Genomic DNA, 24,492 nt, shown 5'->3' with positions numbered 1-24,492 from the left:
ATGCGGGGTACCTTGATCGCTGTTGCGACTGTCGCGGTTCTTGCCGGATGTTCCACTTACGACAGCCTGACACAGCGTGTCGCCCAAAGCATTACGCCGTACCGTATCACGGTGGTGCAAGGCAACTTCGTTTCGAAGGAAGCAGCAGCGCAGATGCAGGTCGGCATGTCCCGCGCCCAGGTGAAGCAGTTGCTCGGCACGCCGTTGCTGACCGACATGTTCCACGCGGACCGTTGGGACTACGTGTTCTATTTCAAGCGCGGCTCGACCAATGTCGTGCAGCAGCGCGATTTCGTCGTGATGTTCGCGGGTGACCGCGTATCGAGCTGGACGGGCGGCGAAGATCTGCCGTCCAACCTCGAGTTGCTGGCGGAAATCGACGGCGACAAGCTCGGCAAGAAGAAGGCCGCGGCGGCCGTCTCGGCAAGCAGCGCGAGCGCGCCGGTTGCGGCTAGTGCGCCGGCTACGCCGGCCGCGGCTGCCGCGCCGGCTACGGACGCCGCCTCGGTGCCGTCCACCGACGCCAACGCGGAAGCGGCGCAGGCCGCCAATCGTGCGACCGGCGCGGTGCCGTCGGTCAGCTCCGCGCGTCCCAGCGTGCCGAGCGCGCCGACCGCGAGCGGTGGCGGCATCCCGTCTACGGGCCCCACGGCCTCGGGTCAGCCGCAATTCCAGTTCCATCGTCCGCCGCCACCGCAGAATGGGAATACGGACAACAGCAATCCGGTCGGCCCGACGACGGGCGCGCAAGGCACCACCAATGGCGGCCCGACGTATAACGCGCCCTTGACCGCACCGCCCGCACCGGCGTCGGGAACGGGCGGCTGATCGCGCTGTCCCTGTCTTGATCAGGCATCAAGACGGATTGGACGTGACCCGCGGCGTCCGGACGGTTTGTCCGGCGCCGCTGTTCCCCGCATCTGGCGGGGTTTTTGTTTTTATCGAACCCTCGAAGCCATGAAAATTGCCATCGCAGGCGCATCGGGCCGTATGGGCCGCATGCTCATCGAAACCGTTCTCAACGATCCCGACGCGACGCTGTCCGGCGCGCTCGACCGCGTAGGCGCACCGCAACTCGGCCAGGACGCCGGCGCGTTTCTCGGCAAACAGACGGGCGTGCTGCTGACCGACGACATCGAGCGCGTGTTCGCCGAGTCCGATTATCTGATCGACTTCACGCGCCCCGAGGGCACGTTGACGCATCTGGAAGCGGCGCAGCGCCACAACGTGAAAATGGTGATCGGCACGACGGGTTTCGACAATGCGCAGAAGGCGCAATTGCGGGCGGCGTCGGAGAAGGTCGCCATCATGTTCGCGTCGAACATGAGCGTCGGCGTGAACGTCACGTTGAAACTGCTGGAGTTCGCGGCGAAGCATTTCGCGACCGGCTACGATATCGAGATCATCGAGGCGCATCACCGTCACAAGGTCGATGCGCCCTCCGGCACCGCGTTGACCATGGGCGAGACGATCGCCAGCGCGCTCGGCCGCAATCTCGATGAATGCGCGGTCTATAGCCGCGAAGGCGTGACGGGCGAGCGCGATCCGTCCACCATCGGTTTTTCGGCGATTCGCGGCGGCGACATCGTCGGCGATCACACGGTGCTGTTCGCGGGTATCGGCGAGCGGATCGAGATCACGCACAAATCGGCGAGCCGGTTGTCGTATGCACAAGGTGCGCTGCGCGCGGTGCGTTTCCTCGAAGGCCACGCAAACGGTTTCTTCGACATGCAGGACGTGCTCGGTCTGCGCGACGCGGGCTGAACGAAGCCGGCGCAGCGAATGCGCCGGGCGCGAGTTGCGGACGCTGCGGCGCTGCGGCGCGCGCAATGAGGCACTTTTCCACGGCGAGGTCAGATGGCGGGCAGCAGCGGCATCATCCATTACCTGCAAACCAGCGACGCGATCACACATGGCGTCGCTTACGTGCTGCTGGCCATGTCGATTGCGAGCTGGTGCTTTCTGATCGTCAAAAGCTGGATGCTTACGCGCGCGAGGCGTCAGGCGGGGCCGGCCATCGCGCGGTTCTGGCAGGCGCCCACGCTGTCCGAAGGCGTCGCGGCGCTAAAGCGCGCGGATCGCGAGCGCGTGTTCGCGCCACTCGCCGAAGCCGCGCTGCATGCCGCGGAGGTCGACATTCCGGGCGCGTTGCTCGCGCGCGTCGAACGCGGCGAACGCGTGTTGCGGGCGCTGCGCCAGGCGCTCAACGCGTCGCAGCGGCGGCTCGAATTCGGCCAGGTGTTGCTGGCGTCGGTCGGTAGCACCGCGCCGTTCGTCGGACTGCTCGGCACCGTGTGGGGTATCTATCACGCGCTCGGCAGTATTGCGGCGAGCGGCCAGGCGCAGATCGAGAACGTGGCCGGTCCGGTCGGCGAGGCGCTCATCATGACCGCGTTCGGTCTCGTCGTCGCGATTCCGGCGGTGCTCGCGTACAACGTGCTGGGACGCATCGGACGGCAGTTGTCCGAGGAACTCGACGGCTTCGCGCACGATCTGCACGCTTATGTGTGCGCGCCGGCCGAGCCGCGCGAGACGCCGGCGCGGTCTCAGCAGGCTTCGACTCACTGACGCCGTTTCGCGCAGCGACACGGCTGACCGGCGAGCGCGGGCGGCACCGCCGCGAGCAAGCGCGATCGAGCGTGGATAGATGCTGACGGGCCCATCAGGCGCCAGCCGAACCAGCGCATGCAGGCAGAAACAAGCGCGAGCGCTGCCCAACCTCAACAACTGCGAAGCAGGCGCACGAACGCGAAAGCAAACGCAGGCAAACGCAAGCACGGCAAGCACCGCAAGCAAACGGAGGCGACATGGCATTCGGCGGACTCGAGAAAAAGCAGGCGGCCGCGCCGATGGCCGACATCAACATGACGCCGTTGATCGACGTGATGCTGGTGCTGCTGGTGATCTTCATCATCACGGCGCCGCTGTTCACGCACGCGATCCGGCTCGATCTGCCGAAAGTCGCGGCCGCGCCCGCGCGCCAGACGCCGCAGACCATTTCGCTGTCCATCGACGCCGCCGGCAAGCTCTATTGGAACGGTGAGCCGATCACGCTGGAACAGATGCGCACCCGCTTCGCGCAAGCCGCGAAACGGGCGGCAACGCAGGCGGCAACGCAGACTCAAACCCAAACAAATACACAGGGCGGACAGCAACCCGGCGCAACCGCCCAGTCCAGCTCGCCGGACGCCTCGGATCAACCCGAAATCCAGCTACGTGCCGAGCGCGGTACCCGTTACGAGGTGATCGCGCAGGTCATGGGCGCAGCGCAGCAGGCCGGCCTTGAACGCATCGGTTTCGTGACGGATCCGCCGCCGCCGCGGGACGGAATGCCGCAGCGCCCCGCGCCATAGACGCCGCGCGGCGCACCCGTCCGCGAACGGTATAATCAGCCCTTTCCCCCGCAGAGGGGAAACGACGCCATTTCATTCAGCAGAGCACCAGAGCGGCCGGTGCGAAAGCACCGAACCCAGCGATCCCATCACACCATGCACGAAAAATACGTTCCCTCCGACGTCGAATCCGCCGCGCAAGGGCAATGGCGCGCCATCGACGCGTACAAGACGACGGAAACCACCGACAAGCCCAAGTTCTACTGCGTCTCCATGCTGCCGTACCCGTCGGGCAAGCTGCACATGGGCCACGTGCGCAACTACACGATCAACGACGTGATGTACCGCTATCTGCGGATGAACGGCTATAACGTGCTGATGCCGATGGGTTGGGACGCGTTCGGCATGCCGGCGGAAAACGCGGCGATGGCCAACAACGTGCCGCCCGCGCAATGGACCTACGACAACATCGCGTACATGAAGAAGCAGATGCAGTCGATGGGCCTCGCGATCGACTGGTCGCGCGAAGTCGCGACGTGCAGCCCCGACTACTACAAGTGGAACCAGTGGCTGTTCCTGAAGATGCTGGAAAAGGGCATCGCGTACAAGAAGACCGGCACGGTGAACTGGGACCCGATCGATCAGACCGTGCTCGCCAACGAGCAGGTGATCGACGGTCGCGGCTGGCGCTCGGGCGCGCCGGTGGAAAAGCGCGAAATCCCGATGTACTACATGCGCATCACCCAGTACGCGGACGAACTGCTGAACGATCTCGACGGCCTCGGCTGGCCCGAGCGCGTGAAGATCATGCAGCAGAACTGGATCGGCAAGAGCTTCGGCGTGAACTTTGGCTTCCCGTACGAAATCGACGGCGAGCAGAAACTGCTGCGCGTGTTCACCACGCGCGCCGACACGATCATGGGCGTGACCTTCTGCGCGATCGCCGCCGAACATCCGCTCGCCACGCGTCTCGCGAAAGACAAGCCGGAACTGCAGGCGTTCATCGAGGAATGCAAGCGCGGCGGCGTCGCTGAAGCCGACGTCGCGACCATGGAAAAGAAGGGCATGGGCACCGGCTTCACGGTCACGCATCCGCTCACGCAGGAACCGGTCGAGGTGTGGATCGGCAACTACGTGCTGATGAGCTACGGCGAAGGCGCGGTGATGGGCGTGCCGGCGCACGATGAGCGCGACTTCGCGTTCGTGAAGAAATACGGTCTGCCGCTCAAGCAGGTGGTGGACGTCGCGGGGCAGGCGTTCTCGGCCGACGCCTGGCAGGAATGGTATGGCGAGAAGACCGGCACGCTGATCAACAGCGGCAAGTACGACGGCCTCGGCTACGAACAGGCGGTCGATCGGATCGCCGCCGACCTGAAGGAACTCGGCCTCGGCGACAAGCAGATCACGTGGCGTCTGCGTGACTGGGGCGTGTCGCGCCAGCGTTACTGGGGCACGCCGATTCCGATCATCCACTGCCCGACCTGCGGCGACGTGCCGGTGCCGGAAAAAGATCTGCCGGTGGTATTGCCGGAAGACCTCGTGCCGGACGGCACGGGCAACCCGCTCGCCAAGTCCGAAGCGTTCGTGAACTGCACCTGCCCGACCTGCGGCGGCGCGGCCAAACGCGAAACCGACACCATGGACACCTTTGTCGATTCGTCGTGGTACTTCTACCGCTACGCGTCGCCGAACGCGTCGACCATGGTCGACGAGCGCACCGATTACTGGGCGCCGATGGACCAGTACATCGGCGGTATCGAACACGCGATTCTGCATTTGCTGTACTCGCGTTTCTGGGCGAAGGTCATGCGCGACCTCGGCCTCGTCAAGTTCGGCGAGCCGGCCAAAAACCTGCTCACGCAGGGCATGGTGCTCAACGAAACCTATTTCCGCGAAAGCGAAGCGGGCAAGAAGACCTGGTACAACCCGGCCGACGTCACCGTCTCGTTCGACGACAAGGGCCGCCCGTCCGGCGCGGTGCTGAATTCGGATGGCCAGCCGGTCGTGCTCGGCGGCGTCGAGAAGATGTCGAAGTCGAAGAACAACGGCGTCGATCCGCAATTGCTGATCGACCAGCACGGCGCGGATACCGCGCGTCTGTTCGTGATGTTCGCCGCGCCGCCCGAGCAGTCGCTCGAATGGTCGGGTTCGGGCGTGGAGGGCGCGAGCCGCTTCCTGCGTCGCGTATGGAGCTTCTGCCAGTCGAACGAAGCGGCGCTGCGCTCGGCGGGCGCGCTCGATGTCGCGCAACTCGGCGATGTCGACAAGACGCTGCGCCGCGAGATCTACACCGTGCTGAAGCAGGCGGACTTCGACTATCAGCGTCTGCAATACAACACGGTGGTGTCGGCCGCGATGAAGATGCTCAACGCGCTCGACGGCGCGAAGGGTGCCCAGCCGGCCGTGCTGCGCGAAACCTGCAGCGTGATGCTGCGCGTGCTGTATCCGGTCGTGCCGCATCTGACGTTCCAGCTCTGGCAGGAACTCGGTTATGCCGATGCCCACGGTTCGCTGCTCGACGCGCCGTGGCCGAAGGTCGACGAACAGGCACTGGAGCAGTCGGAGATCGAACTCGTGCTGCAGGTGAACGGCAAGGTGCGCGGCGCGATCACGGTCGCGAAGGAAGCCACGCGCGAAGCGATCGAACAGCTCGCGGCCGCGCACGAAATGGTCGCGAAGTTCAGCGAAGGCCGGGCGCCGAAGAAGATCGTCGTGGTGCCGGGCCGTCTCGTGAACGTGGTCGTCTGACGGTACACCACAGCCTCGCGGCGAACGGGCGCAGCCACCTGCGGCGTCCGTTTGTCGCGACGGAATCCACTGCGAACCAGGAGCGAATGTGACTCGCAGAATGTTATTGACGCTGGCGTGCAGCGTGCTGATGTTGTCCGCGTGCGGCTTCCAGTTGCGCGGTCAGCAGGACTACGCGTTTAAACGCCTCTTCATTGCCGGCGGTTCGCCGGCGGCCAACGCGCGCCTCACGCGCCTGGTGCAGGGCGGCAGCGACACGGTGGTCGTCAGTTCGGTGGCGAACGCGGATGCCACGCTGACGCTGGCCGAGGGCCGCGGGCTCAGCACCCTGACGCTGAATTCGCTGGGCGTGGTCGAGGAGTATCAGATCAACCTCTCCATGAGTTACTCGCTGGTCGGCAAGGACGGCACCGTGTTGATCCCGAGCAGCGTGATCTCGCTGAATCGCGCGATGACGTATAGCGACCAGTACTCGCAGGCCAAGGTGGCCGAGAGCGACATCCTGTTCAACGACATGGAAAGCGACGCGATCGATCAGCTCACGCGGCGTCTGTCGATTGTCCGTTCGCTGCATCCGGCGCCTGGACAGGAAGCGCCTGCGGTGGTGCCGCGCGCACCGTTGCCGCCGCCGCCGCTGTGAGCGCGATGCCGTGTCCGACACGTCTCATCCGATCCACTTCGCCAGCCGGTAGCCATGCAACTGCGACTTGACGCGCTCGAAGCGCATCTCGCCAAGGGGCTCGCCGGGCTCTACGTCGTGTATGGCGACGAGCATCTGCTCGCTCAGGAAGCGTGCGACCGCATCCGTGCGGCGGCGCGCGCGGCCGGCTTCACCGATCGCTCGGTGTTCACCGTCGAGCGCAGTTTCGACTGGAGTTCCTTGCTCGGCGCCAGTCAGTCGATGTCGCTGTTCGGCGACCGTCAACTGGTCGAGCTGCGGATTCCGTCGGGCAAGCCCGGCAAGGAAGGCGGCGAGGCACTGAAGACGCTCGCCGGCGCCGTCAACGACGACGTGTTGACCATCGTCACGCTGCCGCGCCTCGATGCGGCCACGCAGAAGTCGGCGTGGTTCAGCGCGCTTGCCGATGCCGGGGTCGCGTTGAAGATCGATCCGGTCGAGCGCGCACAGTTGCCGAACTGGGTCGGCCAACGGCTCGCCGCGCAAGGGCAGCGCGTTGCGGCTGGCGAGGAAGGGCGCCGCGCCTTGGCATTTATCGCCGAGCGCGTGGAGGGCAATCTGCTCGCCGCGCATCAGGAAATCCAGAAGCTCGGGCTGCTTTATCCGGCCGGCGCGTTGAGCTTCGAACAGATTCACGACGCCGTGCTGAACGTCGCGCGTTACGACGTTTTCAAACTGAACGAAGCGATGCTGGCGGGCGACGTCGGCCGTTTGTCGCGCATGCTCGACGGGTTGCGCGGCGAGGGCGAGGCCGCCGTGCTGGTGCTGTGGGCGGTCGTCGAGGAAGTGCGCACCCTGCTGCGGATCAAGCGCGGCGTCGCGGCGGGCAAGCCGCTCGCCATGCTGGTGCGCGAGAACCGCGTGTGGGGTCCGCGCGAGCGTCTGATCGGCCCGGCGTTGTCGCGTGTCACGGAAGCCGCGCTGGAAAAAGCGCTGGCGCTGGCGGCGAAGCTCGACCGGCAGGTCAAGGGCCTGTCGGGCGGGACGCCCGGCAATCATCGTAACGATCCGCCGCCCGATCCGTGGGACGGTTTGTTCGAGCTCGCGATGACGGTGGCGTCGCCGAAAACGGCGGCCGTATCGCCGCCACGGCCACGCGTCGGCGGATCGGGCGCCGCTGCCACCTCCGTGCGCAGGCCTGCCTGAGCGAGGCCACGGCACTCGCCTTACAATCGTTTGATGTTTCGCTAATTTCTGCCAGTCCGCCGCACGCGAATGTGCGCGGCACCAAGAGAATCACCATGGATATCGACCAGTACATGACCGACCTCGGCCGCCGCGCGCGTCACGCTTCGCGCGCGATGGCGCGAGCGTCGACGGCGGCGAAGAATGCCGCGCTCGCGGCTGTCGCGGACGCGATCGAGCGCGACGCCGCGTTGCTCAAGGAAGCCAACGCGCGCGATCTTGCGAAGGCGCGCGACAAAGGGCACGACGCGGCGTTCATCGATCGCTTGACGCTGTCGGACAAGGCGCTGAAGACGATGGTCGAAGGGCTGCGGCAGGTGGCCGCGCTGGCCGATCCGATCGGTGAAATCAGCAACATGAAGTTCCGTCCGAGCGGCATTCAGGTCGGGCAGATGCGCGTGCCGCTCGGCGTGATCGGCATCATCTACGAATCGCGGCCGAACGTGACGATCGACGCTGCCGCGCTGTGCCTGAAGTCGGGCAACGCGACGATTCTGCGCGGTGGTTCGGAAGCGCTCGAATGCAACACCGCGCTCGCGAAGCTGATCGGCGAAGGCTTGCAAGCCGCCGGTCTGCCGCAGGACGCGGTGCAGGTGGTCGGCACAGCAGACCGCGCGGCGGTCGGCAAGCTGATCACGATGACCGAATTTGTCGACGTGATCGTGCCGCGCGGCGGCAAGAGCCTGATCGCGCGGTTGATCGAGGAAGGCCGCGTGCCGATGATCAAGCACCTCGACGGCATCTGCCACGTGTACGTGGACGATCGCGCCGACGTGGCGAAGGCGCTGAACGTCTGCGACAACGCGAAGACGCACCGCTACGGCACCTGCAACACGATGGAAACGCTGCTGGTGGCGCGCGGTATCGCGGCTGAAGTGCTGCCCGCGCTGGGCAAGCTGTATCGCGAGAAAGACGTCGAGTTGCGCGTCGACGCGGCGGCGCGCGCGGAGCTGGCCGATGCAGGCGTGACGCCGCTGGTCGACGCGACGGAAGAAGACTGGCGCACCGAATACCTCGCGCCGGTATTGGCGATCAAGGTGGTCGACAACCTCGACGCGGCGATCGGGCACATCAACGAATACGGCTCGCATCACACCGACGCGATCGTCACCGAAGATCACGACCGCGCGATGCGCTTCCTGCGCGAAGTGGACTCGGCGAGCGTGATGGTCAACGCGTCCACGCGTTTCGCCGATGGCTTCGAATTCGGCCTCGGCGCCGAAATCGGCATTTCGAACGACAAGCTGCACGCACGCGGTCCGGTCGGACTGGAAGGCCTGACGTCGCTGAAGTACGTGGTGCTGGGACACGGCGAAGGCCGCCAGTAAACGCGTGGCGCGCGATCGCACCATCAACCATCCGCACAGGTACAGGTACTACTGATGCTCTGGGTAAAAACGTTTCACATCGTCCTGATTGCTTCCTGGTTCGCCGGCCTGTTCTATCTGCCGCGCATCTTCGTCAATCTGGCGATGGAAACGGAGCCCGCCGCGACCGCGCGTCTGTTGACGATGGCGCGCAAGCTGTTCCGCTTCATGTCGTTTATCGCGGTGCCGGCGCTGGCCTGCGGGCTGTGGTTGTGGCTCGTGATCGGCATCGGTCGCGGGCAGGGCTGGATTCACGCGAAGGTCGGCGTCGTCGTGTTGCTGATCGTCTATCACGCTTACTGCGGCGTGCTGCTGCGCACCTTCGAGCGCGGCGAGAACAAGCGCTCGGACAAGTGGTACCGGATGTTCAACGAATTGCCGGTGCTCGGCATGCTGGCAGCGGTGGCGCTGGTGGTGATCAAGCCGTTCTGAGGCTGAGCCCACGAGATTGACGGGACGATAAAAAAGGCGGGTTGCCGATTTCGGCAACCCGCCTTTTTTTGCGACGGCCGTCCCGACACGCCGCGTTCGCTATCCGTGCGAATCCACCCGGCGCCGATGAATCACTTCCTTCGTCTGCGCGAGCTTCTCCACCAGCTCGGGCCCGCGGCTTAGCGCCACGCCCACCGCCAGAATGTCGCCGATCGCCAGGTGCGACACGCGTGAGGTCATCGGCGAAAAGATATCCGTGTCTTCGTCGACATTGGCGAACAGTCCCACCGAGGCGAGCCGCGCGAGCGGCGAATTGCCGTGCGTGATCGCGATCACTTTCGCGCCCGCCGCGAGTGCGGCTTTGGCCGCGTCGAGGATATCGCGCGTGCGGCCGGTGTTGGAGATCGCCACCACCACGTCGCCCGGCCCCAGCAACGCCGACGACATCAGAAACGTGTGCGGGTCCGAATACGCGACGCTCGGCATGCCGAGCCGGAAAAACTTGTGCTGCACATCGAGCGCGGCGATGCCCGACCCGCCCGCACCGTAGAACTCGATGCGGCGCGCCTGCGCCAGCAGCGCGATCGCCGCCGCCACGCTGTCCGACGACAGATTGTTGCGCACCTGGATCAGCGCGCCGATGGTCCGGTCGAGCACCTTCGCGGCCACGCCCGGCGTCGGCTCGTCGGGCCGCACATCGCGGTACACCGCCGGCACCTCGGCCGCGATGCCCTGCGCGAGCCGGATCTTGAACTCGCGAAACCCCGAAAAACCGAGCGCATGACAGAACCGCGCGATGGTCGGCTGACTCACGCCCGCGCGGGCGGCCACTTCCGTCATCGAGAGGTCGAGCACCTCGCGCGGCGCCTCGACGATGTAATCCGCGAGCTTGCGCTCGGACGGGCGCAATTGCTCGCGCATCGCTTCCACCTGGGACAGCATCATCGGAAAACTCGCACTATGCTGAAGAATGCGTGGACTATAGCCGATTGTAGAAAAAGCTACAAAAACTACAGATTCGCAGCTAGGTGTAATCCCTAGGTTTGCTCCATTTCTCGTTGACCGGCCGCCAGTATGGCTCGGTGGGAATGGATGGGATGTGGCGCTGCAGCAGGAAAGCGCGTTGCGATCATGTAGTTTTTCTACTAACATCGCGTTTGTCGACTGATCCGACATCCCCTGCGATACCTACCTGGCCACGTGCGCGCACGCCTGAATGCCAGCGACGAAGGAGCTCCGATGGTTTCCCCGCATTCGCAATTGTTGAAGGTCACGCAACGCGTGATCGAGCGCAGCAAGCCCACGCGCGAGGCCTACCTGGCCCGCATCCATCAGGCGCAGGGCAAGTTCCCGGCGCGCGGCGCGCTGTCGTGCGCGAACCTGGCCCACGGCTTCGCGGGCATGGAAGGCAACGACAAACTCGTCATCAAGCAGATCCGCGAGCCGAACATCGGCATCGTGTCCTCGTACAACGAGATGCTGTCGGCCCACGCGCCGTACAAAAACTACCCGGACATCATCAAGCAGGCCGCGCGCGAAAACGGCGGTGTCGCGCAATTCGCGGGCGGTGTGCCGGCCATGTGCGACGGCATCACGCAGGGCAACGCGGGCATGGAACTGTCGCTGTTCTCGCGTGAAGTGATCGCGATGAGCACGGCGGTCGCGCTGACCCACAACATGTTCGACGCGGCGCTGTGCCTGGGCATCTGCGACAAGATCGTGCCGGGTCTGCTGATCGGCGCGCTGCAATTCGGCCATCTGCCGACCATCTTCGTGCCGGCCGGCCCGATGGGCAGCGGCCTGTCCAACGACGACAAAGCCAAGACCCGCCAGCTCTTCGCGACCGGCCAGTGCGGCCGCGACGCGCTGCTCGAAGCGGAAGCCGCCGCCTATCACAGCCACGGCACCTGCACGTTCTACGGCACCGCCAACAGCAATCAGATGCTGATGGAAGTGATGGGCCTGCATCTGCCGGGCTCGGCCTTCGTGCATCCGCATACCGAGCTGCGCGACGCGCTGACCGCGCAGGCCGCGCGCCGCGTGCTCGACCTCACGGTGGAGCGCGGTCACTACATGCCGATCGGCCATGTGGTCGACGAGAAAGCGATCGTCAACGGCATCGTCGCGTTGCTGGCGACGGGCGGCTCGACCAATCACACGCTGCACCTCGTCGCGATTGCGCGCGCGGCTGGCATCGTGATCGACTGGGACGATTTCGACACGCTGTCGCAGGCCGTGCCGCTGCTCGCCAAGATCTATCCGAACGGCAAGGCGGACGTGAATCACTTCCACGCGGCGGGCGGCGTCGCGTTCCTGGTGCGCAATCTGCTGGAAGGCGGCTTGTTGCACGAAGACGTCAACACCGTCGCGGGCAAGGGTCTGAAGCACTACACCGAAGAGCCGAAGCTGATCGACGGCAAGCTGCAATGGGTGCCGGGCGCACCGGCGAGCGGCGACACGACGGTGCTGCGCGGCATCGCGGAACCGTTCCAGCCAGACGGCGGCTTGCGTCTGATGCAGGGCAAGCTCGGCCGCGGCGTGATCAAGATTTCGGCGGTGGCGGCGCAGCATCGCAAGGTCAAGGCGCCCGCGATCGTGTTCGATTCGCAGGAAGCGGTGCAGGAAGCGTTCGACAAGGGCGAGTTGAAGCGCGACTTCATCGCCGTGGTGCGCTTCCAGGGCGCACGGGCAAACGGGATGCCCGAGCTGCACCGTTTGACGCCGCTGCTCGGTGTGTTGCAGGATCAAGGCTTCCATGTCGCGCTGGTTACCGACGGCCGCATGTCGGGCGCGTCCGGCAAGGTGCCGGCGGTGATTCATCTGTCGCCGGAAGCGTTGCTGCAAGGGCCGATCGGCAAGGTGCGCACCGGCGACATGCTGGTGATCGACGCCGAAGCGGGCGTGCTCGACATCGAGATCGACGCCGCGCAATGGGCGGCGCGTGAGGGCGCCGCGCCGCAGCATCAGGCGGACAACGAAGTCGGCTTCGGCCGCGAGCTGTTCGGCGTGTTCCGCGCGGCGGCCGCGCCGGCGGAGCAGGGCGCGTCGGTGTTCGGTGCGATGGTGGGCGAGCGTCCCGCGCATCACGCTGGACATCAGGCGGAAGCCGCGGCGGCGCACCGCCACACACAAACAAGCACCACCCAAGCCAGCTGAATGCTGCGCAAACAAGGAGTCTGACTATGACGGCGAAAACAGTAAGCGATATCGTGCGCCTCGGCCCGGTGATTCCGGTGCTCGCATTCGACTCGGCCGAACAGGGCGAACACGTGTCGCGCGCGCTGCACGCGGGCGGCGTGAAAGTGCTCGAAATCACGCTGCGCACGGCGGCCGGCCTGGAAGCGATCGAACGCGCGAGCCATCTGGCCGACGACATCGTGGTCGGCGTCGGCACGATCACGAAGCCCGAGCATTGCGCGCAGGCGAAGAAAGCGGGTGCGCAGTTCGGCGTCTCGCCGGGCCTCACGAAAGACATGCACAAGGCCGCCCAGGACGCCGGCCTGCCGTTGCTGCCGGGCGTGATGACGCCGAGCGACATCATCCAGGCACTGGAACTCGGCTATGAAATCGTCAAGTTCTTCCCGGCGCAGCAGGCCGGCGGCGTGCCGATGCTGCAGGCGTTCCACGGTCCGTTCCCGACGCTGAAGTTCTGCCCGACCGGCGGCATCACCGCGGAAACCGCGACCCACTTCCTGTCGCTGCCGAACGTGGTGTGCGTGGGCGGTTCGTGGCTCACGCCGAAGGCGGCACTGGCCGCGCAGAACTGGGACGAAGTCACGCGTCTCGCGCGGGCCGCGAGCCAGTTGGCCGCGCCGGCGCACTAACTGACGCGCACGCATTAATCCGTCCACCGGGCCCGAACCGAAGGAGCCTCGTCGAACCAGCCGTTCAGGCTGTCGCGGCGAGGCTTCTTTTTTGCTGGTGAGTTTCGCCGATGCGTCGTTCGAATGACGGCCTGCAGTTCGTGCCTTGATCGCGCATCGCCCGATTGGCAGGCGTTTTAAGACGACAGACAGTAAAATTCAGCGTCCGCGCGGTCAGCCCGGTTTTCAGGCGTCGCGCAGGTCGCCGTGAGACATGGTGCTGGCCGCTTTTTTCCTGCACTCCAGAATCTACAACGCAAAGGAGGAGCTTCATGGGAGCTACCCACGGCAGCCTGCTGCTGGTCTTCGCGGTGATCGCCATCGCGCTGCTGATCCTGTTGATCACGCGCTACAAGGTCTATCCGTTCCTCGTGCTGATCATCGTGTCGCTGCTGCTGGGACTCGCGTCCGGCATGCCGATGTCGACCATCGTCAAATCGTTCGAGACGGGTAACGGCAACACGCTCGGTCACATCGCGATCGTGGTCGGCCTCGGCACCATGCTCGGCAAGATGATGGCCGAGTCCGGCGGCGCGGAGCGGATCGCCACCACGCTGATCGACTGGTTCGGCGAGAAGAACATTCATTGGGCGATGATGGTCGTCGCGATCATCGTCGGCTTGCCGGTGTTCTTCGAAGTCGGTTTCGTGCTGCTGATTCCGATCGCGTTCAACGTCGCGAAGCGCACCAACAAGTCATTGCTGCTGGTCGGCCTGCCGATGGTCGCGGGGCTCTCCGTCGTGCACGGTCTGATTCCGCCGCATCCGGCCGCGATGCTCGCGGTGCAGGCTTATCACGCGGATATCGGCAAGACGATCGCCTACGGTCTGATGGTCGGGGTGCCGACGGCAATCGTCGCGGGGCCGCTGTTCGCGTTGCTGATCAGCCGCTATATCAAGCTGCCGAAAGATAACGCGCTCGCCGCGCAGTTTCTCGGCGCGGCCGATGGGTCGAAAGATGGCGCGAAGGACGGCGCGAAGGACAGCACGCAAAGCACCGCGCCGAAGCGTGAATTGCCGAGCTTCGGCATCACGCTGTTCACCGTGCTGCTGCCGGTGATTCTGATGCTGGTCGGCAGTTGGGCCGATCTGATCACCGAGCCGAAAACGCTGCCGAACGATCTGCTGCGCTTCATCGGCAATTCGGACGTCGCACTGTTGATCGCGGTGCTGGTCAGTTTCTGGACCTTCGGCGCGAGCCGCGGTTTCACGCGCGATCAGATCCAGAAATTCTGCGGCGAATGTCTCGCGCCGATCGCGGGCATCACGCTGATCGTCGGCGCGGGCGGCGGGTTCGGCCGCGTGCTGATGGACAGCGGCATTTCGAAAGAGATCGTCAACGCGGCGACTTCCGCGCATCTGTCGCCGCTGCTGTTCGGCTGGCTGGTCGCGGCGCTGATCCGTCTCGCGACGGGATCGGCCACGGTTGCGATGACCACCGCTTGCGGCATCGTCGCGCCGATCGCGGCGGCCGGCGCCGTGCAGGTTCAGCCGGAGTTGCTGGTGCTCGCCACCGGTTCGGGCTCGCTGATCTTTTCGCACGTCAACGACGGCGGCTTCTGGCTGATCAAGGAATACTTCGGGATGACGGTGGGGCAGACCTTCAAGACATGGTCGCTGCTGGAAACCATCATCTCGCTGATGGGTTTGGGTTTGACCTTCGCACTCGCGGCGGTCGTGTAAGGAGTATCGAATGATTCTGATCGCAATGGGCGTGTCGGGCGCCGGCAAGACCCGCATCGGCGAAATGCTGGCGGAACGCCTGCACTGCGCGTTCACCGACGGCGACGCGTTCCACAGCGCCGCCAACAAGGAAAAGATGCATCACGGCATTCCGCTGACCGACGAGGACCGCTGGCCGTGGCTGCAAACCATCCGCGCGGCGATCGTCGAGAAGCAGAAGGCGGGCGAGACGGCGGTGTTCACGTGTTCGTCGCTCAAGCGTTCGTATCGCGACGTGCTGCGCGACGGCGACAAGGACGTGTGCTTCGTCTATCTGAAGGGTTCGCGCGAGGTGCTGGAGGAGCGGCTGACTACGCGCACCGGTCACTTCTTCGATCCGTCGCTGCTGCAGAGTCAACTGGATACGCTCGAGGAGCCGGGCGCGGATGAAGCGATCACGGTGAGCATCGAGTTGACGCCGGAGGAAATCGTCGACGAAGTGTTGAAGCAGGTCGAGCAACGCTGAAATCGCGGGACGAAAAAAAGCCGCTCCACGTTTTCTGGAGCGGCTTTTTCCTTTTTCATGCCTCCTCGGCCAGCGAGGCATTCATCGAACGATGACGATGCGGCCTTTATCAGGCAATCCGCTTCGCCAGTTCCACCGCCTTGCCGATATACGAACCCGGCGTCATGGCCAGCAAGCGGTCCTTCGCGTCCTGCGGAATCGCGAGACCGCTGACGAAGGTCTGCAGCGCTTCGCGCGTGATGCCCTTGCCACGCGTCAACTCCTTCAACTGCTCGTACGGGTTTTCGATGCCGTAACGGCGCATGACCGTTTGCACCGGCTCGGCCAGCACTTCCCAGCAGTTGTCGAGGTCTTCGTTCAGACGCTGCGCATTCACTTCGAGCTTGTCCAGACCGCGGATCAGCGAGTCGTATGCGAGCAGCGAATAACCGAACGCGACGCCGATATTGCGCAGCACCGTCGAGTCGGTCAGATCGCGCTGCCAGCGCGACACCGGCAGCTTGTCGGCGAGGTGACGCAGCGTGGCGTTCGCCAGGCCGAGATTGCCTTCCGAATTTTCGAAGTCGATCGGATTGACCTTGTGCGGCATGGTCGACGAACCGATTTCGCCGGCCTTCGTGCGCTGCTTGAAGTACCCGACCGAAATGTAGCCCCACACGTCGCGGTCCAGATCCAGCAGGATCGTGTTCGCACGCGACACCGCGTCGAACAGTTCGGCCATGTAGTCGTGCGGCTCGATCTGGATCGTGTACGGATTGAAAGTCAGCTTCAGACGCTGCTCGACGACTTCGCGCGAGAACGCTTCCCAGTCGAATTCCGGATACGCGGACAGATGCGCGTTGAAGTTGCCGACCGCGCCGTTCATCTTGCCGAGCAGTTCGACCTTCGCGATACGGTCGATCGCGCGTTCCAGACGCGCGGCCACGTTCGCGAGTTCCTTGCCGAGCGTGGTCGGGCTGGCCGGTTGGCCGTGCGTGCGCGACAGCATCGGCTGCGCGGCGTGCGCGTGCGCAAGCGCGACGAGACGCTGATGCACCGAGCGCAGCGCCGGCAGGATCACATGCTCACGTGCGCCGGCCAGCATCAGCCCGTGCGACGTGTTGTTGATGTCTTCCGACGTGCAGGCGAAATGGATGAACTCGCTCGCGCGCTCCAGTTCTTCCTGACCTTTCACCGATTCCTTCAACCAGTATTCGACGGCCTTCACGTCGTGATTCGTCACGCGCTCGATGTCCTTGATGCGCGCGGCGTCGTGCGCGGTGAAGCGCTCGGCCAGTTGCAGCAGGAACTGTTCGGACGCTTCGGAAAAGCGCGGCACTTCGGCGAAACCGGCACGCGACAACGCGATCAGCCAGTGAATTTCAACCGTCACGCGATTGCGCATGAAAGCGGCTTCGGACAGCCATTCGCGCAGGGCTTCGGTTTTCGACGCGTAACGGCCGTCGAGCGGGGAAAGCGCGTTCAGCGCGAAGAGGGTGTCGGGGCGGGTGTCGGACATGATGAGGACCGGGTCGAAGCGTTGAGCGCTCGGAGAGCGCTAAGGGGCGCTTGGGGAGCGGAGGGAACCGCGAATTTTACCACTGTGCGGGGGCGAGCCCCGGCCGCGCCGCTAGAATGCTGAGTTCCTCCCACCCGCCGGCAGCAGGCCCCGCATGGAACTGAAATGGCTCGAAGACTTCGTTTCGCTCGCGGAAACGCGTAGTTTCAGCCGCTCGGCCGAACTGCGCCACGTCACCCAGCCCGCCTTCTCGCGACGCATTCAGGCGCTGGAAGCGTGGCTCGGCACCGAACTGATCGACCGTTCGGTTTATCCGACGCGGCTCACGGCGGCCGGCCAGGTGTTCAACGAGCAGGCCCTCGCCATGCTGTCGCAGTTCCACGAGGCGCGCGCGCTGCTGCGCGGCCATACCGCGACGCCGCAGGCCACCATCGAATTCGCGGTGCCGCACACGTTGTCGCTCACCTATTTCCCGCGCTGGCTGCAACGCATCGAAGCGCAGATGGGCCCGATCCACACGCGGCTGCGTGCGCTGAACGTGCACGACGCGGCGCTCTCGCTGGTGGAGGGCGGCTGCGATCTGATGATGGGCTATCACCACCCGAGCCATCCGGTCGCGCTCGATCCGGGCCGCTACGACATGCTGACGCTCGGCAACGAGCCGATCAGTCCGTTCTCGGCGCCGGGCCGCGCGGGCCGTCCGCGCTATACGTTGCCGGGCACTGGCGAGGCGCCCGCACCGTATCTGTCGTACACGCCGAACGCCTATCTGGGCCGGATGACCGAGGTGATTCTCGCGAATGCCCCGCAGCGTCTTTTTCTGGACCGTCTCTACGAAACCGACATGGCCGAAGGTCTCAAGGCGATGGCGCTGGCCGGCCACGGCATCGCCTTCCTGCCGCATAGCGCGGTGGAAGACGCGGTCGCCGACGGCAAGCTGATCCGCCTTGACCGCGCAACGCGCGGCACCGCCGAAGGTCAGCTAACGCTGACGATGGAAATCCGCCTGTATCGCGACAAACTCGCCGCGAAGAGCGACGATGCCCGGCAGATCCTCGTGCGGCAGTTGTGGGATGTCGTCGCCGAGGAACTCGCGCAAGGCGCGGCTTGACCTGGACGAAATGTCCTGTGCCGCCACGACGCAAAATTGCGACTTCCTGAACGTTATGCATAAAAAACATAATCGGATAAGGAAACGGCATTGGATTTCAAATCGGCGTTTTTCGACAATGCTGCTATTCGATCAACGCCGGAGCGTTCATGTCTTCCCAGCAGCAAGTCGCACAATCCGCATCAACGTTGCAGTCGGTTCCTTCCTACCTCAATAAAGACGATCTCGGCCCGTGGGGTAACTACCTGCGTCAGGTCGACCGCGTCGCGCCGTACCTTGGCTCCCTGTCCCGCTGGCTCGAAACCCTGAAGCGCCCGAAGCGCATTCTGGTGGTCGATGTGCCTATCGAACTCGATAACGGCACCGTCGCGCACTTCGAGGGTTATCGCGTGCAGCACAACGTATCGCGTGGTCCGGGCAAGGGTGGCGTGCGCTATCACCAGGACGTGACGCTGTCGGAAGTGATGGCGCTGTCCGCATGGATGTCGGTGAAGAACGCGGCGGTGAACGTGCCGTACGGCGGCGCGAAGGGCGGTATCCGCGTCGATCCGCGCACGCTGTCGCGTGGTGAGCTGGAGCGCGTGACGCGCCGCTACACCAGCGAAATCGGCATCATCATCGGACCGAACACCGACATTCCCGCGCCGGACGTGAACACGAACGAGCAGATCATGGCGTGGATGATGGACACGTACTCGATGAACCAGGGCCAAACGGCCACGGGCGTCGTGACCGGCAAGCCGATCACGCTCGGCGGTTCGCTGGGCCGTCGCGAAGCGACCGGCCGTGGCGTGTTCGTGGTGGCGAGCGAAGCGGCACGCCGCATCGGCGTCGAAATCGAAGGTGCGCGGATTGCCGTGCAGGGCTTCGGCAACGTCGGCGGGATCGCCGCGCGTCTGTTCCAGGAAGCGGGTTCGAAGCTGGTCGCGGTGCAGGATCACACCGGCTCGCTGTACAAGTCGACGGGTATCGACGCGGTCGCGTTGCTCGATCACGTCGCGAAGACGGGCGGCGTGGGCGGTTTCGCGGAAGCGGACGCCGTCACGAACGAAGAGTTCTGGAATGTCGAATCGGACATCCTGATTCCGGCGGCGCTGGAAAACCAGATCACCGAAAAGAACGCCGGCAAGATCAAGACGAAGATCGTCGTGGAAGGCGCGAACGGCCCGACCACCACGGCAGCGGACGACATCCTGCATGATCGCGGCATCCTCGTGATCCCGGACGTCGTGGCCAACGCCGGCGGCGTGACCGTGTCGTACTTCGAGTGGGTGCAGGACTTCTCGAGCTTCTTCTGGACCGAAGACGAAATCAACCAGCGTCTCGAACGCGTGATGCGCGAAGCGTTTGCCGCGGTGTGGCAAGTGTCGAGCGAGCAGAAGGTGTCCGTGCGGACGGCGGCGTTTATCGTCGCGTGTAAGCGGATTCTCGAAGCGCGCGAACTGCGCGGTCTGTATCCCTGATCGTTCTGTCTGTTCAGTCTGACATGGCGGGCCTGCTTTTTTAGCGGGCCCGCTGGCTGTTTCAGCTTCAAATCGTTTGCTTCAACGCGGTTCACAAGACGGCGTGTTTGACCCGGCGGGCGGCATCGGATCGATGCCGCCCGCCTTTGCATGTCCGCGGCATCTTCGCACTGCCGCGAAACTGTCACGAAAGTCGCGGTGAAACGTCTTTTCCCGCTCCAAAAAACGGGGTCTTGGGATGCACGCAACACCATGGTTTATCGCGATACTTTCAGAATAATTACTTTGCTAAACTGGCGCCGGTTCTTGCCAAGGAGATCACCACATGAAGGTTAAAAAAGCTGCACTGCTGCTCGCGACTCTCGGACTGTTCACGGTTGGCGCGCATGCGCAGGACGCCGGCACGCTGAAGAAAATCAAGGACACGGGCGTCATTTCGCTGGGTCATCGCGAATCGTCGATCCCGTTCTCGTATTACGACGACAAGCAGAATGTCATCGGCTACTCGCAGGAATTCGCGCTGAAGGTGGTGGAAGCCGTCAAGCAGAAGCTGAACATGCCGAACCTGAAGGTGAAGCTCACGCCGGTCACGTCGCAGAACCGCATTCCGCTGGTGCAGAACGGTACCGTCGACATGGAATGCGGCTCCACCACGAATAACGCCGAGCGCCAGCAACAGGCCGCGTTCTCGAACACGATCTTCGTGATCGGCACGCGTCTGATGACCAAGAAAGACTCCGGCATCAAGGACTTCGCGGACCTGAAGGGCAAGACGGTCGTCACGACCGCCGGCACCACCTCCGAGCGCCTGCTTCGCAAGATGAACCAGGACAAGAGCATGGGCATGAACATCATCAGCGCGAAGGACCACGGCGAGTCGTTCCTGACGCTGTCCACCGGCCGCGCCGCCGCGTTCATGATGGACGACGCGCTGCTCGCGGGCGAACGCGCCAAGTCGAACAACCCGGGCGATTTCGTGATTGTCGGCGCACCGCAATCGCACGAAGCGTACGGCTGCATGATCCGCAAGAACGATCCGGAATTCAAGAAGGTCGTGGACGACGCGATTGCCAAGGTCGAAACCTCGGGCGAAGCGGACGCGATCTACAAGAAGTGGTTCGAATCGCCGATTCCGCCGAAGGGCCTGAACCTGAACTTCCCGGAAAGCGATAACATGAAGGCGCTCTTCAAGAGCCCGAATGACAAGGCTATCGACTAAATCCGGGCGGTTTTTCTGAAACGCTGCAAGGAACGGAAGGGGCGCGTGCTTCTTCCGCTTTTTTTTGCCGGTTTTTGCTGGTTTTTGCTGGAGTCCTGGTCATGTCATATCACTGGAACTGGGGCATTCTGCTCAGCCCCGTCTCCACCGGCGAGCCGACCACCTATCTGGGCTGGCTGCTGTCGGGCTTCTGGGTGACGATTACCGTGTCGCTGTCGGCATGGGTGATCGCGCTGATCGTCGGTTCGATTTTTGGCGTGTTGCGCACGGTGCCGAATAAATGGGCGTCGGGCGCGGGCACGGTGTACGTCGCGGTGTTCCGCAACATCCCGCTGATCGTGCAGTTCTTCATCTGGTATCTGGTGATTCCGGAGCTGCTGCCCGTTTCCATCGGCAACTGGTTCAAGCAGTTGCCGCCGGGCGCGCAGTTCTTCTCGTCGTCGATCCTGTGTCTGGGGCTCTTCACCGCCGCGCGCGTGTGCGAGCAGGTGCGCTCGGGCATCAACGCGTTGCCGAAGGGCCAGCGCGCGGCCGGTCTCGCGATGGGCTTCACGCAGTGGCAGACGTATCGCTACGTGCTGCTGCCGGTCGCCTACCGGATCATCGTGCCGCCGCTCACGTCGGAGTTCCTGAACATCTTCAAGAACTCGGCGGTCGCCTCGACGATCGGTCTGCTGGATCTGTCCGCGCAGGCGCGTCAGCTGGTCGACTACACGTCGCAGACGTACGAGTCGTTCATCGCGGTCACGCTCGCCTACGTGCTGATCAATCTGGTCGTGATGCAACTGATGCGCTGGGTCGAAGCGAAAACCCGGTTGCCCGGCTATATCGGAGGCAAGTAATGCACCATTTCGACTGGAGCGGTATTGCGGGCGCACTGCCCACGCTGTGGACCGGTGCGATCGTCACGTTCAAGATCACGCTGATCGCGATCGTGTTCGGCATCATCTGGGGCACCCTTCTCGCGATGATGCGGCTGTCGTCGTTCAAGCCCTTCGAGTGGTTCGCCAAAGGCTACGTGACGATCTTCCGTTCGATCCCGCTGGTGATGGTGCTGCTGTGGTTCTTCCTGATCGTGCCGCAGGTGCTGCAGAACGTGCTGGGTCTGTCGCCGGACATCGACATCCGTCTGGCGTCGGCGATGGTCGCGTTCTCGCTGTTCGAGGCGGCCTATTACTCGGAAATCATCCGCGCCGGCATCCAGGCGGTGCCGCGCGGGCAGGTGAATGCGTCGTTCGCGCTCGGCATGAACTACGCGCAGGCGATGCGTCTGGTGGTGCTGCCGCAGGCGTTCCGCGCGATGGTGCCGCTGCTGCTCACGCAGGGCATCGTGCTGTTTCAGGATACGTCGCTCGTCTACGTGATCAGCCTCGCCGATTTCTTCCGCACCGCCACCAATATTGGCGACCGTGACGGTACGAATATCGAAATGGTACTGTTCGCGGGCGCGTGTTACTTCGTGGTCTGCGTGATCGCGTCGAGCCTCGTCAAAGGTCTTCAGAAAAAGGTCGCAAGATGATCTCAATCAAGAATGTTTCGAAGTGGTACGGCCAGTTCCAGGTGCTGACGGACTGCACGACGGAAGTCAGGAAGGGTGAAGTGGTGGTGGTGTGCGGACCGTCGGGTTCGGGCAAGTCCACGCTGATCAAGACGGTCAACGGTCTCGAACCGTTCCAGAAGGGCGGGATCGTGATCAACGGCGAGTCGCTGACGGATAAAAAGACCAATCTGTCGAAGCTGCGTTCGAAGGTCGGCATGGTGTTCCAGCACTTCGAGCTGTTCCCGCATCTGTCGATCGTGCAGAACCTGACGCTCGCGCAGGTCAAGGTGCTCGGCCGCTCGAAGGACGAGGCGACCGCGAAGGGGCTCAAGCTGCTGGAGCGCGTGGGCCTGCGCGCGCATGCGGACAAGTTTCCGGGGCAGCTGTCGGGCGGTCAGCAGCAGCGCGTGGCGATTGCGCGCGCGTTGTCGATGGATCCGATCGCGATGCTGTTCGATGAGCCGACCTCGGCGCTCGACCCGGAGATGATCAACGAAGTGCTCGACGTGATGGTCGAACTCGCGCAGGAAGGCATGACCATGATGTGCGTGACGCACGAAATGGGCTTTGCGAAAAAGGTCGCGCATCGGGTCATCTTCATGGACAAGGGTTTGATCGTGGAGGACGACCGCAAGGAAGATTTCTTCGCGAATCCGAAGTCGGATCGAGCGAAGGATTTTCTGGCGAAGATTCTGCATTGAGGGTGGAAGGGCTTTGCGGGCCGGGCGCATTGGGCTCGGCCAGCGGGCTCGGAGTCTCGGAGTCTCGGCAAACAAAAAAGCCGCTCCCCGGAGCGGCTTCGTGCAGATCACAAAACCCCACGCTTTATCTGAAGCGTGGGGTTTTGCTTTTGGATCAGGATGACTCGAACGCGGCGGTGTCGTCGGCGGCTTCGAGATCGAGTTCGGCTGCGATCGACGGCGCCTCGGCATCCACGCTCGCGGCGATCGTGGTGGCCGATGCGGACGCATCCAGCGCCGGATTACGCAGCTTCTCCAGCACGGATTCCGGCACCGGCACGTTGACGCGGCCAATCACCTCGCCGTGCTGGAACATCATCAGATCGCCCGGTTTGAAGGCGCTCCACACTTCGTTGTCGGTCAAGGGCTTGGTGGCGATGACCGCGACGCGGTCTTCCGGCGTGGTGTATTTGGCGAAGTCGATCGACACGTCCGCGTCGACCAGATGCGCGGTGGAGAACGGCCAGCGCCGCACGATGTAGTGCAGATGCGTCGAGCAATGCGCGAACAGCGCCTGGCCGTTCGACATCAGGAAATTGAACACGCCGAACTGCGTGATTTCGCGCGTGAGCGTCTGCAGCGTGGCGAACAATTCGTCGAGCGGCGGTTGCTGCGCGCCGGGAAATGCCTTGCGCAAACCTTCCAGCAGCGCGCAGAACGCGAGTTCGCTATCGGTCGTGCCGACCGGCTGATACACGCCCGACAGCACCGGCGAATAGTCCTTCAGATCGCCGTTGTGCGCGAAGATCCAGTGACGTCCCCACAGTTCGCGCATGAACGGGTGGCAGTTTTCCAGCAGGATGTGCCCTTGCGTCGCCTTGCGGATATGCGCGATGGTGTTCTTCGACTTGATCGGATAGCGCTTGACCATTTCGGCGATCGGCGACGTGGCCGACGACTGATGATCGATGAACAACCGGCAGGCTTTATCCTCGAAGAAGGCGATGCCCCAGCCGTCGGCATGGTGGTCGGTGACGCCGCCGCGCGCCGCGAAGCCGGTGAACGAGAAGGTGACGTCCGTCGGCGCGGCGCAGTTCATTCCGAGAAGTTGGCACATGTTGCAGGTAAGCCTGTGAACGGAACGAGCCGTTACAATGATGATTCTCCAAGCATATCACCGAGCCAGAA

The 24,492-nt window shown here is 64.0% G+C and carries 22 protein-coding genes; 19 read left to right on the top strand and 3 right to left on the bottom strand.

Annotated features, from left to right (window positions below; all coding sequences use genetic code 11):
- The 9 genes from LFL96_RS16685 (at window position 1) to LFL96_RS16645 (ending at window position 9,743) form a co-directional block, all read left to right on the top strand.
- Entirely contained in the window at window positions 1-828 is an 828-nt protein-coding gene (locus LFL96_RS16685) for an outer membrane protein assembly factor BamE (RefSeq protein ID WP_281000805.1), read from the top strand.
- A gap of 129 nt (window positions 829-957) precedes the next feature.
- On the top strand, window positions 958-1,764 hold the full coding sequence (dapB, locus tag LFL96_RS16680; RefSeq protein ID WP_280996297.1) for a 4-hydroxy-tetrahydrodipicolinate reductase: 807 nt from the start codon (window positions 958-960) through the stop codon (window positions 1,762-1,764).
- 93 nt (window positions 1,765-1,857) lie between these two features.
- A complete protein-coding gene (locus LFL96_RS16675) occupies window positions 1,858-2,568 on the top strand; it encodes a MotA/TolQ/ExbB proton channel family protein (RefSeq protein WP_280996295.1) in 711 nt (236 codons plus the stop codon).
- Between the two features lie 239 nt (window positions 2,569-2,807).
- Entirely contained in the window at window positions 2,808-3,353 is a 546-nt protein-coding gene (locus LFL96_RS16670) for a biopolymer transporter ExbD (protein WP_280996292.1), read from the top strand.
- A 135-nt stretch (window positions 3,354-3,488) separates the two neighbouring features.
- Window positions 3,489-6,080, top strand: a complete 2,592-nt coding sequence (gene leuS / locus LFL96_RS16665) for a leucine--tRNA ligase (protein ID WP_280996290.1) — start codon at window positions 3,489-3,491, stop codon at window positions 6,078-6,080.
- A gap of 100 nt (window positions 6,081-6,180) precedes the next feature.
- Window positions 6,181-6,720: an LPS assembly lipoprotein LptE gene (lptE, locus tag LFL96_RS16660; protein WP_281000803.1), complete on the top strand. Its 540-nt coding sequence runs from the start codon at window positions 6,181-6,183 to the stop codon at window positions 6,718-6,720.
- Between the two features lie 54 nt (window positions 6,721-6,774).
- Window positions 6,775-7,905 (top strand): DNA polymerase III subunit delta, encoded by a 1,131-nt coding sequence (gene holA / locus LFL96_RS16655; RefSeq protein WP_280996288.1) that lies wholly within the window; start codon window positions 6,775-6,777, stop codon window positions 7,903-7,905.
- A 95-nt stretch (window positions 7,906-8,000) separates the two neighbouring features.
- A complete protein-coding gene (locus LFL96_RS16650; protein WP_280996286.1) occupies window positions 8,001-9,272 on the top strand; it encodes a glutamate-5-semialdehyde dehydrogenase in 1,272 nt (423 codons plus the stop codon).
- Window positions 9,273-9,326: 54 nt separating this feature from the next.
- Complete coding sequence (locus tag LFL96_RS16645) at window positions 9,327-9,743, top strand: CopD family protein (protein ID WP_280996285.1); 417 nt, start codon at window positions 9,327-9,329, stop codon at window positions 9,741-9,743.
- 99 nt (window positions 9,744-9,842) lie between these two features.
- Here LFL96_RS16645 and LFL96_RS16640 read toward each other — a convergent pair whose 3' ends face one another.
- Window positions 9,843-10,688, bottom strand: coding sequence for a MurR/RpiR family transcriptional regulator (locus LFL96_RS16640; RefSeq protein WP_280996284.1), 846 nt, complete (start codon window positions 10,686-10,688; stop codon window positions 9,843-9,845).
- A 294-nt stretch (window positions 10,689-10,982) separates the two neighbouring features.
- On the opposite strand from LFL96_RS16640, the gene edd reads away from it, so the two are divergent.
- From edd to LFL96_RS16620, 4 genes are all read left to right on the top strand, one after another.
- Window positions 10,983-12,899 carry a phosphogluconate dehydratase gene (gene edd, locus LFL96_RS16635; protein WP_280996283.1) on the top strand — a complete coding sequence of 639 codons (1,917 nt, stop codon included), beginning with the start codon at window positions 10,983-10,985 and terminating at the stop codon, window positions 12,897-12,899.
- Window positions 12,900-12,925: 26 nt separating this feature from the next.
- On the top strand, window positions 12,926-13,567 hold the full coding sequence (gene eda, locus LFL96_RS16630; protein WP_280996282.1) for a bifunctional 4-hydroxy-2-oxoglutarate aldolase/2-dehydro-3-deoxy-phosphogluconate aldolase: 642 nt from the start codon (window positions 12,926-12,928) through the stop codon (window positions 13,565-13,567).
- Window positions 13,568-13,878: 311 nt separating this feature from the next.
- On the top strand, window positions 13,879-15,288 hold the full coding sequence (locus tag LFL96_RS16625) for a GntP family permease (RefSeq protein WP_280996281.1): 1,410 nt from the start codon (window positions 13,879-13,881) through the stop codon (window positions 15,286-15,288).
- Between the two features lie 10 nt (window positions 15,289-15,298).
- Entirely contained in the window at window positions 15,299-15,793 is a 495-nt protein-coding gene (locus tag LFL96_RS16620) for a gluconokinase (protein WP_280996280.1), read from the top strand.
- 109 nt (window positions 15,794-15,902) lie between these two features.
- On the opposite strand, the gene purB is transcribed toward LFL96_RS16620, so the two are convergent.
- Window positions 15,903-17,291, bottom strand: a complete 1,389-nt coding sequence (gene purB / locus LFL96_RS16615; protein ID WP_280996279.1) for an adenylosuccinate lyase — start codon at window positions 17,289-17,291, stop codon at window positions 15,903-15,905.
- A gap of 154 nt (window positions 17,292-17,445) precedes the next feature.
- Here purB and LFL96_RS16610 point away from each other — a divergent pair, with 154 nt between their 5' ends.
- From LFL96_RS16610 to LFL96_RS16585, 6 genes are all read left to right on the top strand, one after another.
- Window positions 17,446-18,402, top strand: coding sequence for a LysR family transcriptional regulator (locus LFL96_RS16610; RefSeq protein WP_280996278.1), 957 nt, complete (start codon window positions 17,446-17,448; stop codon window positions 18,400-18,402).
- A gap of 149 nt (window positions 18,403-18,551) precedes the next feature.
- A complete protein-coding gene (locus LFL96_RS16605) occupies window positions 18,552-19,865 on the top strand; it encodes a Glu/Leu/Phe/Val dehydrogenase (RefSeq protein ID WP_280996277.1) in 1,314 nt (437 codons plus the stop codon).
- Window positions 19,866-20,190: 325 nt separating this feature from the next.
- Window positions 20,191-21,084 carry a glutamate/aspartate ABC transporter substrate-binding protein gene (locus tag LFL96_RS16600; RefSeq protein ID WP_280996276.1) on the top strand — a complete coding sequence of 298 codons (894 nt, stop codon included), beginning with the start codon at window positions 20,191-20,193 and terminating at the stop codon, window positions 21,082-21,084.
- Between the two features lie 101 nt (window positions 21,085-21,185).
- The gene (locus LFL96_RS16595) at window positions 21,186-21,926 is read left to right on the top strand and encodes an amino acid ABC transporter permease (RefSeq protein WP_280995349.1); all 741 of its coding nucleotides are present in this window, start codon (window positions 21,186-21,188) and stop codon (window positions 21,924-21,926) included.
- Window positions 21,926-22,603, top strand: coding sequence for a glutamate/aspartate ABC transporter permease GltK (gene gltK / locus LFL96_RS16590; protein ID WP_280995350.1), 678 nt, complete (start codon window positions 21,926-21,928; stop codon window positions 22,601-22,603). The genes LFL96_RS16595 and gltK overlap by 1 nt, the downstream gene beginning before the upstream one ends.
- Window positions 22,600-23,325 carry an amino acid ABC transporter ATP-binding protein gene (locus LFL96_RS16585; protein ID WP_280996275.1) on the top strand — a complete coding sequence of 242 codons (726 nt, stop codon included), beginning with the start codon at window positions 22,600-22,602 and terminating at the stop codon, window positions 23,323-23,325. The genes gltK and LFL96_RS16585 overlap by 4 nt, the downstream gene beginning before the upstream one ends.
- 154 nt (window positions 23,326-23,479) lie before the next feature.
- Here the strand turns inward: LFL96_RS16585 and LFL96_RS16580 are convergent, their stop codons facing one another.
- A complete protein-coding gene (locus LFL96_RS16580; protein ID WP_280996274.1) occupies window positions 23,480-24,421 on the bottom strand; it encodes a class II glutamine amidotransferase in 942 nt (313 codons plus the stop codon).
- Between the last annotated feature and the right edge of the window lie 71 nt (window positions 24,422-24,492).

The organism is Paraburkholderia sp. D15 (assembly GCF_029910215.1).
Classification (GTDB): Bacteria; Pseudomonadota; Gammaproteobacteria; order Burkholderiales; family Burkholderiaceae; genus Paraburkholderia.
Note: the sequence above shows the minus strand (reverse complement) of the source record. Positions and strands in the feature narration are given on the sequence as shown.

Bases quoted from the DNA above. Each gene is read 5' to 3' on its own strand.
- purB (WP_280996279.1), bottom strand. From the start codon at position 17,291: ATGTCCGACACCCGCCCCGACACCCTCTTCGCGCTGAACGCGCTTTCC.
- dapB (WP_280996297.1), top strand. From the start codon at position 958: ATGAAAATTGCCATCGCAGGCGCATCGGGCCGTATGGGCCGCATGCTC.
- LFL96_RS16640 (WP_280996284.1), bottom strand. From the start codon at position 10,688: ATGATGCTGTCCCAGGTGGAAGCGATGCGCGAGCAATTGCGCCCGTCC.
- LFL96_RS16675 (WP_280996295.1), top strand. From the start codon at position 1,858: ATGGCGGGCAGCAGCGGCATCATCCATTACCTGCAAACCAGCGACGCG.
- LFL96_RS16670 (WP_280996292.1), top strand. From the start codon at position 2,808: ATGGCATTCGGCGGACTCGAGAAAAAGCAGGCGGCCGCGCCGATGGCC.
- edd (WP_280996283.1), top strand. From the start codon at position 10,983: ATGGTTTCCCCGCATTCGCAATTGTTGAAGGTCACGCAACGCGTGATC.
- LFL96_RS16580 (WP_280996274.1), bottom strand. From the start codon at position 24,421: ATGTGCCAACTTCTCGGAATGAACTGCGCCGCGCCGACGGACGTCACC.
- LFL96_RS16610 (WP_280996278.1), top strand. From the start codon at position 17,446: ATGGAACTGAAATGGCTCGAAGACTTCGTTTCGCTCGCGGAAACGCGT.
- LFL96_RS16595 (WP_280995349.1), top strand. From the start codon at position 21,186: ATGTCATATCACTGGAACTGGGGCATTCTGCTCAGCCCCGTCTCCACC.
- LFL96_RS16605 (WP_280996277.1), top strand. From the start codon at position 18,552: ATGTCTTCCCAGCAGCAAGTCGCACAATCCGCATCAACGTTGCAGTCG.
- LFL96_RS16625 (WP_280996281.1), top strand. From the start codon at position 13,879: ATGGGAGCTACCCACGGCAGCCTGCTGCTGGTCTTCGCGGTGATCGCC.
- leuS (WP_280996290.1), top strand. From the start codon at position 3,489: ATGCACGAAAAATACGTTCCCTCCGACGTCGAATCCGCCGCGCAAGGG.
- holA (WP_280996288.1), top strand. From the start codon at position 6,775: ATGCAACTGCGACTTGACGCGCTCGAAGCGCATCTCGCCAAGGGGCTC.
- LFL96_RS16600 (WP_280996276.1), top strand. From the start codon at position 20,191: ATGAAGGTTAAAAAAGCTGCACTGCTGCTCGCGACTCTCGGACTGTTC.
- gltK (WP_280995350.1), top strand. From the start codon at position 21,926: ATGCACCATTTCGACTGGAGCGGTATTGCGGGCGCACTGCCCACGCTG.
- LFL96_RS16650 (WP_280996286.1), top strand. From the start codon at position 8,001: ATGGATATCGACCAGTACATGACCGACCTCGGCCGCCGCGCGCGTCAC.
- eda (WP_280996282.1), top strand. From the start codon at position 12,926: ATGACGGCGAAAACAGTAAGCGATATCGTGCGCCTCGGCCCGGTGATT.
- LFL96_RS16620 (WP_280996280.1), top strand. From the start codon at position 15,299: ATGATTCTGATCGCAATGGGCGTGTCGGGCGCCGGCAAGACCCGCATC.
- LFL96_RS16685 (WP_281000805.1), top strand. From the start codon at position 1: ATGCGGGGTACCTTGATCGCTGTTGCGACTGTCGCGGTTCTTGCCGGA.
- LFL96_RS16585 (WP_280996275.1), top strand. From the start codon at position 22,600: ATGATCTCAATCAAGAATGTTTCGAAGTGGTACGGCCAGTTCCAGGTG.
- lptE (WP_281000803.1), top strand. From the start codon at position 6,181: ATGTTATTGACGCTGGCGTGCAGCGTGCTGATGTTGTCCGCGTGCGGC.
- LFL96_RS16645 (WP_280996285.1), top strand. From the start codon at position 9,327: ATGCTCTGGGTAAAAACGTTTCACATCGTCCTGATTGCTTCCTGGTTC.